Below are 12,978 nucleotides of genomic sequence, written 5' to 3'. Positions count from 1 at the left end.
TTTTTAATATTTTAATTAGACTCCGCTAAATGCACTAAATCCTCCATCAATAGGTACTACAATTCCTGTAACAAACTTTGAAGCATCTGCACATAAATAATGAATAGTCCCGTTTAATTCATCTGTTTCTCCAAAACGATTCATAGGAGTATTTCTAATAATAGTATCTCCGCGATCGGTATATTTACCCGTTTCTTTATCTATTAATAAGTCTCTATTTTGATTGCCAATAAAAAAGCCAGGAGCAATTGCGTTAACACGTAATCCTTCTCCAAATTTAGAAGCTAATTCTACAGATAACCATTTTGTGAAATTATCAATAGCTGCTTTAGATGCAGAATAACCAACTACACGTGTAATAGCACTCTGGGCAGTCATTGAAGATATATTGATGATAACACCTGTTTTGTTTTCAACCATTTTTTTGCCAAAAACTAGAGCAGGTAAAATACTTCCGAATAAATTTAAATCGACAACCTTTTTAAAGTGATCAATGTTTACATCGAAAATTGTTTGATCGACACCAATTGTTGCGCCAGGCATATTACCGCCCGCAGCATTAATCAGTACATCTATTTTGCCATGTGCCTCTACAATTTTATCGGCAATTTCTTTTAAGCTAGTTTCATCTAGTACATCACATACATAACCGAAAACATTGGTGCTAACTTTTTTTAATTTATCTAAAGAAGTATTTATAGTTTCTTCTCTACGATCAAGTACAATAACTGTAGCACCATTTCCCAATAGGTAGTTAGACATTTCACCGCCTAATACGCCGCCACCGCCTGTGATTAAGATTACTTTATTTTCTATATCAAACAAATTCATTACCTGTTATTTTACTTAGGTTATTTTTATAAACACGAAGTGTTACATGTTGATTTTAATTTTTTATTAAAATTTCCGTGTACGCACACGTAAATATAGATAGAATTTTTTTATATTCACTATATTTACCAATATTTGTGTGCGCACACGTAAAAATAATTTTTTAACTAGAATAGCTCTATATGGTTACTATTAATGACATTGCAAAAGAGGCTAAAGTTTCTGCAGGTACTGTAGATAGGGTAATTCACAATAGGGGAGGAGTTTCTAAGAAAACAGAAGCTAAGATTAAGTTAATCATAGAAAAACATGATTTTCAAATTAATGCATTAGCAAGCTCATTAGCTTTAAATAAAAGGGTTCAAATTGCAGTTCTGATTCCTGATTATGACACTGAAAATACTTTTTGGAAATCTCCAACAATGGGAGTTTTGAAAGCTAAAGATGAAGTGAAGAAAATTGGAGCAAATGTGGCGTGTTTTAATTTTAATCAGTTTGATGAAGCTTCTTATGTACATCAATTAAAAAAAATAATTACTTCACAGCCAGATGCTATTTTATTAGCTCCTTTATTTGGTTCTGCTACTAGAGTTTTAACAAAAGAATTAGATCAGAAAGAGATTCCTTATTTATTCTTGAATATTAATTTAGAAGGATGTAATAATATTTCATTTATCGGGCAAGATTCGTATATGAGTGGTTTTTTAGCAGGGAAATTAATGCGGCTTTCTTTAGAGGGAAAGAGCACGATTGCCATTATGCAAACAAGGATAAACCTAGATAATAACCATGCTATATATAATAGAATAAAAGGTTTTGAAGATTATTTTCCGACAAATAGAGCGCCTATCAATGTTATTAATGTAAATGTCATTGATTTAGATAATACGAAAGAGTTAAAAGAAAAGTTGGAGACTATGTTTATTGAGAACCCTAGTATAAAAGGCGTTTATGTACCTAATAGTAGGGTGTTTACATTTGCAAACGCCATTAGCTCTACAAAAATAAACGATTTAGTACTTATTGGTTTTGATGGTACTGATAAGAATGTAATGTGCTTAGAAAATGAAAAAGTAGCATTTTTAATATCGCAACAGCCTTTTAAAGAAGCTTATGAAGCTATTAAATTAATAGTAGATTTTTTAGTAGATAAAAAGGAATTAGATGAACGAATATATTCACCAATAGAGATTTTAACTAAAGAAAATGTAAGCTTTAGTAAACATAATAAGTAATTCAATTAAAACAGTAAAATTATAATTTTACTGTTTTAATTGAATTTTATTAATTCCACTATTGAGAATAATTACAGTTTTATTATTTTTAATTTTCTTGCCATTAAGTAAGCCTTTTTTTTGGTTAGAAGGTAGTGTAAATTCTGCTGTTATTCCTTCAGGAATTTCGATAGTATAGAGTTCTGATTTTTCATCCTTTTCGTAAGTTCCAGAAATTATACCATTTTTAGTAGGTACTTTAATGGTCGTATGTGATAATTCTGCTAATTGAGGTTTTATTTCTGCAATTTTAAAGCCTGCAGTTTTAGGTTTTACACCCCACATATAGCGTGTTATAATATTTAAAGGAGCTGTTCCCCAAGCGTGGTTCCAATCAGAATTTGGTTTGTATTTTACATCCCAAGCTTCCATAGTCATAGTTGCACCCACTTCAATCATATTCCACCAGTTTCTATCGCCTTCAGTTTCGGTAATTAAATCAAAACCATATTGTGCTTCGCCATTTTTAAAAAGACCTTCTAATAAATATTGAGCACCGTAAACACTACAAGCCATACCTCTTGTTTTTACAAAAGAGGTGACGCTTTTTATATGCTCATCTGGTACTAAATCAAATGCTAGGGGTAACATATTGCCATGTAAAGAGGCGTGTGTGCTGTTTTCTCCATCAATATAATATCCTTTTTCAGCATCAAATAACTTGGTATTGATTACATTTTTTACAGCCGCTGCTTTATTTTTAAAGAATATAACATCTTCTTTTTTGTCAAGAAAACCAGCAATTTCAGTCATTAGTTTTAAGTTGTAATAGTAAAAAGAATTTACAACGGTATTTACAGGTACAATTTCATATCCATCTCTTTCTCCTTCAGCAGTTGCCAATTTCCAGCCCGTATCTTTTTGAGCAGGAGGCCAATCTATAATATCTTTTATTTTGGTATCTGGTTTTTTAAAACCTAATCGTTTAATTAATTCCCTATTAAGGTTTGGAGATGATGAGCTTATTAAACCATCTTCTCGCTCTAAATCCATTAAAGTTTTTAATTTAAGATTCTCATAATGCTCTTCTAAAGGTGTTAAATCTCCAGTATACATATAATCGGTATAAAACATTAAAACAGTATGTAACAACCATTCAGTTGGCCATGTTGGGTTATCAATAAAATACTCGTTAGTTCTACGACCTATAGTATAAACGCTATCTACGCTATAATGACTTAATTGATTGATGTAAGCATCAGCTTCGTAGGGGATTCTTTCACGATCACCATCAACGTAATAACCTGTAAAGCTAGTAGCTTTTATAGTGTGCTTGCAAAGATCCCAAATAGAGTCTAGAACCTTATTTGATGATGTAAAATCACTAGCGTTATCATTAAATCTATTATGAATTGCTTTTTGAGAGAATTGAATTTCTTCAATGGGGATATTTAAATTCTCTATTTCACAATATCTAAAAGGCATAATTACTCCGATAGATTCAGGGAGTAGTATGGCGGCTCCACTTGTATTTCTTTTATCTGGACTAAGCGTTAGCGTATTATTCTTATTTGCAGATAACCCATTTAAAACTACTTTTTGATATCGAATTGTGCCTCCTGGGTTTCTGTCTACTTTATTCTGGTTATCTAATTTTTCACCTAAATGAAAAACTAGTGAATCGTTTTGAGCTTTTTTACTTTCTAATTGAACTGTGCCAAAAAAAGCTTTTCCAAAATCTATTAGATAAGATCCTTCACTTAGTTTGGTGATTTTTTTTGGACTAATTAGAGTCGTTTCTAGCTCAACGTTACCGCTATTGTTTTGTGCTTGAATTTTTGTAATAAATGCAATAAATAGAAGAAAAACAATATGCTTTTTCATAGTATTTGTAATAAAATAATTATAAACTAGGGTTAGTAATGATGGCATTTTTGTACATGGCATCTAACCCCATTTGTATGCAGATAGCTGTATTGGCACCTGTTACGATATCGGAAATTGGCTTTTTATTAGAAATAATACTATCTCTAAAATCAATTAAAGCTTGTTCACTTGGCTCAAGATGTTCCATAGTAATAGGAATGCCTAAACCTTCTTCCCATTTAATAGTTGCTCCAGAAACACCATCCAAAACGCCTATTTCTTTTTTTTCATTTCCTTCTGGATAAAACCAAGCTTTTGAATATTCTAAAATAATCGACCCTTTGTCTCCTTTAACTCTAATTTTATATCCATCTTTAGCATTACTAGTTAAACAAGTAAATGTTGCTTTTACACCACTAGGGTAGCTATAAATTAAGTGAATATTATCAAAAGTTTCACGACCATCTTTCCAATAGTCTACACCACCAGCACCCATAACTTGGTGTGGTACTTCACCTAAAACCCAATTTGCAAAATCTATTTGATGCGAGCAAAGTTCAGCTAATAGCCCTCCTGAATATTCGCGATACATACGCCAGTTTAAAGCTCTTTCAAGGTCTGGTTTTGGCACCATGCGTCTCCAGTCTCCATGGCGGTTCCATTGGCATTCAAATGAGGCAATTTTTCCAATTTTTCCATTTCTTATTAAATCAACCACATGGGTATAAAGCCTAGAACTATGGTATTGATGACCCGTTTGAAATGTAGTATTGGCTTGGTTAACTTTTTGTGTCAATTTGTCAATACCATCATAACCTTTTGCCATTGTTTTCTCGCAATAAACATGCTTACCAGCATCTAATGCATCAATAGCAATTTGAGAATGTGTATTAAAAGGTGTGGAAACTAGAATGGCATCAATAGCTTTATTATCTAATAATCTACGATAGTCATCATATCCTTTTGCTTTTCCTTTTACGGCATTTAAGCCTTGTTCTAATCTAAAAGGTAAAACGTCGCAACATGCACTAACATTAAATTTATCAATTTTATTGATATTAGATATCATTCCAGTTCCTCTGTCACCAGTACCTATAACGCCAATATTTAAAGTGTCATTTGCATTTTTAAAATCAAAAACGTTTCCTAAAGCTACTGCAGATGTTGTTAAAGCTGCTGATGCAACAGAACCTTTGATTATAAATTCTCTTCTTTTCATGTCAAACTTTTAATAGTTGTAATAGGTAATGTAAGATTTTTAAATTGAAAAACTTATACTGATTTTATCTCCCATCCTGGTTCGTAAGTTCTAGACCATAATTTCATAGCTTCTCTATTAAATATACGTCCTGTGGTTTCATCAACCTCAAAAGAATTATCAATTCGATAGGCGATATTTGCATAGTGAGTAAGCATTTGGCTTATAGCACCTTGATCGATAGGAGAAGTTAATTCTGCTTTTCCTCTTATAGCATCAAAAAAGTTTACCGTATGTGCAGCAGAAAGCTGTCCACCACCACCTAGTGCATTTCCATCTTCTATACCAGGTACAACATTTTCTCTTATTAATTCACCTCTAAGGTTGTATAAGCGGTATCCATCACGATCTATTTTAGCAGACCCTTCTGATCCGTATACAATTGTACCTCTACCTGCACCATATTTATCATATCCGTTACGGCTACGACCATCCCATTGGATTGTTTTTTTATCTGCGAATTTGAAAGTAGCCTCCATAGTATCATACATTTCCCAACCATCATCTTTAAATTGGAATTTTCCTGCGTTGATATCTACGTGCTCAGGATATTCTACATCTAAAGCCCAGCGTGCAATATCTAATTCATGTGTTGCATTATTTCCCATTTCGGCAGTACCATAGTCCCAACCATACCAGTGCCAGTTATAATCCCAAGTATTGTCTGTATACTCTCTTCTTGGAGCAGGACCTTGAAATAAATCCCAATCTAAACCCTCAGGAGGGTTCGCTTTTACTTGATGTGGAACAGCGCCTCTTTTGCTTGTGTAAAAAGCAATTGCTTTATATGCATCACCGATAACACCATTGTGTATATCTTTAATAATTTCTTGAGACTGTAAAGAAGAACGTTGTTGGTTCCCCATTTGCACTACTTTATTGTATTTTTTCTGATATGCAACAAGTAACTCTCCTTCTTCAGGGTTGTGACTACATGGTTTTTCTAAAAAAACATGTTTACCTGCTTGCATAGCCATACATGCGCCTGGTGCATGCCAATGATCAGGAGTTGCCATAAAAATAGCATCAACATTTTTATCATTAATGATGTTTCTGATGTCATTCTCTAATTTTGGTTTAGCGCCAATTGAATTAGAAACATTAATAGCAGCTTTATCACGCTGACTTTTCATGACATCACATAAGTAGGTAAGTTCAATGTTATTTTTTTTATCGCCCATAGCTGATATATAGGCATTGTAACGTCTTCCTAAACCTTGAATAGCTACATGTATTCTGTCATTAGAACCTATTATTTTAGAGTAGCTTTTTGCAGACATTGCATTTACGCTATGGCTTCCTAAAGTAACTCCTACAGCTCCAATGGCTGTTTTTCTTATAAAATCTCTTCTGTTTGACCCCATCTTCTTATTCATTTATAGTATTAATTGGACGAATTTTTACATTTTTAAAGGATACTAAATCACCATGATCTTGTAATAATATTTGCCCTTTTTCCAAACCGCCAAAATTTGGCCATTTTTCATATTTACTTTCAGATACTAATTTCAAGTATTCATCACTATTTCTTTCGTACTCTAAAACCTTTACATCATTCAACCAATGTTCAACATGGTTGTCTTTAGATATGATGTAAGCAGTATTCCATTCTCCAATTGGGTGAATAGGCTTATTAGTATCAGCTTGTATTAAATCATATAAAGAAGATACTGTTCTACTACCATCATGATTACCAAGCTTTGCGTCAGGGTGTAAGGCATCATCTAAAATTTGGTATTCTAAACCAATAGATGAACCATCACCTTTATTTAATTCGGTATCTACATAATACTTTATACCGCTATTTGCACCAGGTGTTAATTTAAAATCAACAGTTAGTTCAAAATCAGCATACAATTCATTTGTAACAATATCTCCGCCAGCAGTAGATTCTCCGCCACCAGAAGCTAAAACACTTAAAATTCCATCTTCAATTTTCCAGCCAGTTTCTGGGAACTTATCAAGCTTAGCACCATGCCATCCATTAGTAGTTTCACCATCCCACAATAATTTCCAACCTTTTTTTCTCTCATCAATAGTTAATTGGTTTTTTGTGTTTATAGGTTTGATAGGTGATTTTCTACTGTATTTAGAAACACTATCAGTAATAATTTTTACGTTTTTCCAGATAATCTCTGTTCCTTCTTTTTTATCAGCATGTATTTCATGAACCTGTAAGCAAATAAATCCACTATCAGTTTTACCATCAATTAAAAAAGCAGCAGGCACATCATTAACCCAAGTTTTTAAGGTGTCACCAATTGCTTCAATTCTATAATGGTTCCAATCATTTTGCTTAAATGCCTTTTGTGCATCAGGGTTGCCATCTAACGGGTTTAGCCAACCACGTCTAGATTCGTCATAAATACCGCCACTCCAAGCTCTATCAGAAGGGTCAATTTCTACTTGATAACCATGAACTCTACCGTCTCTATAGTTAGGAAAACTGTTACTACGTATTTGTATACCAGAATTCATACTAGAATCTACTTTGTAATCTAATTCTAAAATAAAATCGCCATACATTTTATCAGACGTTAAAAAAGAATTTGGCGTATCGTGAATAGTGCTACCTACAATAGCTCCGTCTCTAACACTGTATTTTGCAACTCCTCCTTTTTGGTTCCATCCGTTTAGTGTTTCTCCGTCAAATAAGCTTATCCATGGAGTATCATCTTTAGGTTCGTTTTTACAGTTAAAAAATAAAGTAGCTACAGACAGTAGTATTAATTTATTTAAGAAAATGGAATTTTTCATTGTAAATTTTAGTTTGTTATTAAGTTAGGCAAATTACTATATATGTTGTTTTTTTGAATGGATAAATCACTCCAAACTATGGACAGGTTGTTTATTCTAGACTTTAAAAATAGCATATCAAAATTTAATATTTACAATTTTAAGGGTGATATTAATGTGATAAAAATATTTTAAAGTCATTTTTTTATGAAATTGATTAATTTGATATGGATATTTTGTCCATATATCAGAATAATATGTCCATTCATTAACAAGCCCTTAACATTACTTTAGCGAACAATTAACTTAACAAAGAAAAAAATGGAAAAACTAAAACTATTAATGGTTACCTTATTATTAGGTTTATCATCGACACTAATGGCGCAGACTAAAGTGTCTGGTGTTGTTGCAGATGAACAGGGTATGCCCATTCCGGGAGTAAATGTAGTAGTGAAGGGAACAACGAGTGGAACTGTTACTGATTTTGATGGAATTTTTGAGATTCAAGCAAGTAGTGGAGCGACTTTACAATTTTCTTATATAGGGTATACTTCAACTGAGGTTGCTTATAAAGGACAGTCTTCATTAAATGTTACAATGTCAGAAGATACTGCGTTGTTAGATGAGGTTGTAGTAATTGGTTATGGTTCAGTGAAAAAGACCAATTTAACTGGTGCTGTTGCTTCTTTAAGTGCAGATAATTTAACTGAGCAAAAGAAGACAGATATTGGCCAGGCGATTAAAGGTCAGGTAGCAGGGGTAGATGTTAGATCACTTAGTAACAAACCAGGAGCACCTCTTAGCATTAGAATTAGAGGAAATACAGCTATTAGAAATGATGCTTATGTAGGTCGTGATGGAGCAAGTGATGATCCAACATCAGATAGAACAAAGCCTTTATATGTTGTAGATGGTATCTTTTTTGAAGATATTAATATTTTAAATCCAGCAGATATTCAACAAATGGATATTTTGAAAGATGCATCAGCGACAGCTATATATGGATCTCGTGGAGCAAACGGAGTTGTTATTATAACCACGAAAAGTGGTGTAGAAGGTAAGACAGTGTTTACTTACGAAACTACAGCAGGTATTCGTTCAGTTGCTAATGAGCCTGATTATTTCAATGGAGATCAATATGTTAATTTTGTAAGTGATGTTATAAAAAGTAGAGAATGGGTTAAAGGTTTTAGTACTGGTACACCTACAGTTGCTGATTATAATAATGTAGATGTAGGATCTTTTATCAATACAGAAATAAGAACTACAAATGAAGAAGCTAGTAATGCAGCTAACAGAAATTACACAAACTGGATTAAAGATTTTCAAAAAACAGGAATCCAAACAAGTCATAACTTAGGTATGTCTGGTGGATCTGATGGATTAGTTTACAATGGTAGTTTAGGTTACTTAAAAGATGAAGGTGTTATAGGTATTGAAGCTTTTGAGCGTTATAACTTAAGTCTTTCACTTTCTAAAAGAATAAATGATAAATTTACGGTAGGTTTAAAAACGTATTTAGCTTATTCAGAACGTGAAGAAGGAAGTAGAGAATTGTATAGAAGTACACAACGTTTAGCACCAACTGTTAATTCTCGTGATACAGAAGGTAATCTTATTTTATTTCCAGATGATCAAGATACTCGTTTTACAAACCCATATTACGATGCAAATGGTGAGTGGACTGTAAATACGAAGTCTATGGATGTTATTGCAAATGTATTTTTAAACTATAAGCCTAACGATTGGATTAGTTTTAAAACGCAATTTGCACCAAATGTAAAAAATACTAGATTCGGAGAATTTAGAGGTTTATTTACAAAAGCAGCTCGTAATGACCCTAGTAGAATTCAATCTCATTATGATTCTTTTTTCAACACATCTTATACTTGGGATAATATAGTTGATTTTAATTTCGATGTAGCAAAAGGTCATAACCTTAAAGCGACACTTATTTCTTCATTATATCACAATCAAAGAGAGTCTTCTAATATAGAAACTAGAAACTTTGATACAAATGCATATTTATTTTTCAATACAGAGTCTGGTACAGATATTAGAGATTATGATTCTGAATACGTGAAAGAGTCATTGGCATCATTTGCTGGTAGAATAAATTATAATATCCAAGATAAATATCTTTTTACCTTTTCAGGTAGATATGATGGATCTTCTAAATTAGCAAAAGATAACAAATGGGCATTTTTTCCATCGGCAGCTTTTGCTTGGAAAGTTTCTGATGAAAACTTTGTGCAAAATGCAGACTGGTTGAGTAATTTAAAATTGCGTTTGAGTTATGGTGAAGCAGGTAATGATACTTCAGTAAACGCTTATGATTCTTTAGCTTTTTTAAGTAATAGTGATTATTTATTTGGAGGAAATCCATCTAATGGTGTTATTATATCTGGGTTGTCTAATGCTGATTTAACTTGGGAACGTACTAAAGAATTTAACATTGGTTTAGATTTAGGTATTATCAGTAATAGATTAAGATTATCATTAGAACTATATGATAAAAAGACAGTAGGAAGTATTTTTGGTAGACAATTATCACCAATATCAGGATATAATGATGCAATTGGTAATTTTGGTTCAGTTAGTAATAAGGGTATTGAAATTACTTTAAATACAAGAAATGTTGTAACTGATAATTTCAGTTGGTCAACGAATTTAAATTTTGCTAAAAATAATAATAAGATTTTAGAGTTAGATGGCGATTTAGATTTATTGCCTTACGAAGATCATGGTGTTTTACAAGTAGGGCAACCAGCAGATGCTATTTGGGCACTTGATAAAATTGGTATCTGGCAATTAGACGAAGCTGCAGAAGCTGCTGTTTATGATACTTTTCCTGGTGCTTATAAGTTTAGAGATGTAAATGAAGATGGTGTTTTAGATAATGATGATAAAGTAGTTTTAGGTCAATTATCTCCAGAGTGGACAGCAGGTATGACAAATACATTTACCTATAAAAATTTAGACCTTTCAATTCAAGCTTATACAAGACAGGGTAGTTTTGGACATTCTGAATTTAACTCACTTTCATTGCCATGGAATGGAGATGATGCTACATTTAATAAAGTAAATACAGATTATTGGACTCCTAATAATCCAGATTCTGAAAATCCAGCATTAGAGTATGGAGCAAATGCAGATTGGTTTTATACTGATTTTGATTTTATCCGCATAGGTAATATAGGTTTAGGATATGAGCTTTCTAAAAAAGCATTAGATAAACTGAACATGAGTAGTATGCGTATTTCTTTAGATGTTCAGAATCCATTTACGTTTACCGATTATTATGGTTCAGATCCTGAAACAGGACTTCAAAATAACTACAATGGAGGGTACTTGACTAAGACAGTCTTAATTGGCCTAAAATTATCTTACTAATTTTTAAATTATATAAAGATGAAATTTTTAAAAAACATAAAATATACAACAGCTTTTATAGCATGTGCTATGCTGTTAAACTCTTGTGAAGAATATATAGAAGAAGATATATTCTCGGATATAACTAGTGAGAACTTTATTGACGAAGATACCGCAGATCAGTTAATAGTTGGTGTTTATGGTGAAGTACGTTCGGCTTATAGTAACTACACCTATAAATATGAAGGTACAGATATATTTACGAGCCAAAATGATGTAACTTCTATTAGTGCAGGTAATGACTATGTTGGAGTTACAGCTCCAAATACTAATGGTTTGTGGAGTTCAAATTACGATATAATTGCAAAAGCAAATACAGCAATTAATAGGTATGAGACTCAAATAAGCTGGAGTGAATCTCGTTTAGGTGAAAAAGCTTACGGTATAGCACAAGCAAGAGCATTGAGAGGTTTGGCCTTTTTTAACTTGGTGCAACAATTTGGTGGTGTGGTACTAGATTTGGAAGAAACTTTGACTATTCGTTCTGATTATACTCGTTCTACAGAGGCAGAAACTTATGCACAAATAATTGAAGATCTAGAAGCAGCTATTCCAAATTTAGAAGACGCTCCTGAACCAGGTAGGTTTTCTAAAAGAGCAGCTCAGCATGTATTAGCAGAAGTGTATTTGTCGAAAGCATATTTATCTTTTGGTTCAAGTACAGATTTTTCAACTGCTGCTACTTTAGCAGAACAAGCTATAGGCTCTTATGATATCAGAAGTCAGTCATATGCCGAAGTATTTGATTATAACAATCAAGTAAATGATGAGGTGTTATTTGCAACTCAATTTGGAGCAGAAGGTATTATTGAAGATAAGAGTAATAATAAGCATTCTCTTTTTATGTATCAGGTTTTTAACTTGCCAGGTATTTCAAGAAGTAATCCTTATGGGTTTAAAGGCGATAATAATATGCCTACACCATTTTTCTATTCTTTATTTTCTGAAAATGACTCACGTGAAGATGTTACAATACATCGAGCTCTTATTGCAGACGAAGAGCAGTCAGGTGGTATAGCAGAAATAGCAGTAGGTGATACTATTATATATTTTCCTAAAGTGGCTTTAGATGCAGTTGAATTAGCAGATCATTTAGATCGTCATTGGGTATATCAGCCAGATCAATATGGCTTTGGTAGACCAACTGATATACCTGGTACAACTTTTTTATACTCTGAAAATACAGAATTTTCCAATTTTCCAATTTTCAAAAAATTTGATGATTTAGATTTTAATGAAACAGGAGAAGGAGCACGTGATACGTTTGTATTTAGAGTAGCTGGAACTCATTTAATTGCTGCAGAAGCATATTTAGGTGCAGGTAACTCTGGTCAGGCATTATTTCATATTAATAGAGTACGTGAAAGAGCTACAGGTGTAGCTGATGAATATGCAGCTATTACTATTGATGATATCTTGAACGAACGTGCATTAGAACTTGCAGGTGAAGATAATAGATGGGCAGTGTTAAAAAGAACTGGTAAATTAGAGGAAAGAATAAACCTTTATAACCCAGCAGTAGTAAATCATGGTGCATTTGATGCTAATGTTCATTTACTACGTCCAATTCCATCTCAGGAATTGACACTTTCACCAGGAACGATGACTCAAAACCCAGGTTATTAAGCATCATTTTTTTGA

8 protein-coding genes are annotated in these 12,978 nt (G+C 32.7%); 3 read left to right on the top strand and 5 right to left on the bottom strand.

The window, feature by feature from the left end:
* Window positions 1-15 precede the first annotated feature (15 nt).
* On the bottom strand, window positions 16-831 hold the full coding sequence (locus H0I23_RS10135; RefSeq protein WP_216783169.1) for an SDR family NAD(P)-dependent oxidoreductase: 816 nt from the start codon (window positions 829-831) through the stop codon (window positions 16-18).
* 182 nt (window positions 832-1,013) lie between these two features.
* Here H0I23_RS10135 and H0I23_RS10130 point away from each other — a divergent pair, with 182 nt between their 5' ends.
* Window positions 1,014-2,066, top strand: coding sequence for a substrate-binding domain-containing protein (locus H0I23_RS10130; protein ID WP_216783167.1), 1,053 nt, complete (start codon window positions 1,014-1,016; stop codon window positions 2,064-2,066).
* 27 nt (window positions 2,067-2,093) lie between these two features.
* On the opposite strand, the gene H0I23_RS10125 is transcribed toward H0I23_RS10130, so the two are convergent.
* Genes H0I23_RS10125 through H0I23_RS10110 form a run of 4 tightly spaced genes read right to left on the bottom strand, consistent with a single transcriptional unit; the run spans window position 2,094 to window position 7,926 of the window.
* Entirely contained in the window at window positions 2,094-3,929 is a 1,836-nt protein-coding gene (locus tag H0I23_RS10125) for a family 78 glycoside hydrolase catalytic domain (RefSeq protein ID WP_216783166.1), read from the bottom strand.
* 19 nt (window positions 3,930-3,948) lie between these two features.
* The gene (locus H0I23_RS10120) at window positions 3,949-5,130 is read right to left on the bottom strand and encodes a Gfo/Idh/MocA family protein (protein WP_216783165.1); all 1,182 of its coding nucleotides are present in this window, start codon (window positions 5,128-5,130) and stop codon (window positions 3,949-3,951) included.
* A gap of 53 nt (window positions 5,131-5,183) precedes the next feature.
* The gene (locus tag H0I23_RS10115) at window positions 5,184-6,545 is read right to left on the bottom strand and encodes a Gfo/Idh/MocA family protein (RefSeq protein ID WP_216783163.1); all 1,362 of its coding nucleotides are present in this window, start codon (window positions 6,543-6,545) and stop codon (window positions 5,184-5,186) included.
* Window positions 6,538-7,926 carry a DUF1080 domain-containing protein gene (locus tag H0I23_RS10110; protein WP_216783162.1) on the bottom strand — a complete coding sequence of 463 codons (1,389 nt, stop codon included), beginning with the start codon at window positions 7,924-7,926 and terminating at the stop codon, window positions 6,538-6,540. Before H0I23_RS10110 ends, H0I23_RS10115 begins: the two co-directional genes overlap by 8 nt.
* 300 nt (window positions 7,927-8,226) lie before the next feature.
* Here H0I23_RS10110 and H0I23_RS10105 point away from each other — a divergent pair, with 300 nt between their 5' ends.
* Window positions 8,227-11,298, top strand: coding sequence for a TonB-dependent receptor (locus H0I23_RS10105; RefSeq protein WP_216783160.1), 3,072 nt, complete (start codon window positions 8,227-8,229; stop codon window positions 11,296-11,298).
* Between the two features lie 18 nt (window positions 11,299-11,316).
* Window positions 11,317-12,963, top strand: coding sequence for a RagB/SusD family nutrient uptake outer membrane protein (locus tag H0I23_RS10100; RefSeq protein WP_216783159.1), 1,647 nt, complete (start codon window positions 11,317-11,319; stop codon window positions 12,961-12,963).
* The last annotated feature ends 15 nt before the right edge of the window (window positions 12,964-12,978 follow it).

The sequence above is a fragment of the Cellulophaga sp. HaHaR_3_176 genome, assembly GCF_019021925.1.
In the GTDB taxonomy this organism is placed as follows: domain Bacteria; phylum Bacteroidota; class Bacteroidia; order Flavobacteriales; family Flavobacteriaceae; genus Cellulophaga.
The sequence above is the reverse complement of the archived record's forward strand: the minus strand, read 5'-3'. Positions and strand labels throughout refer to the sequence as shown.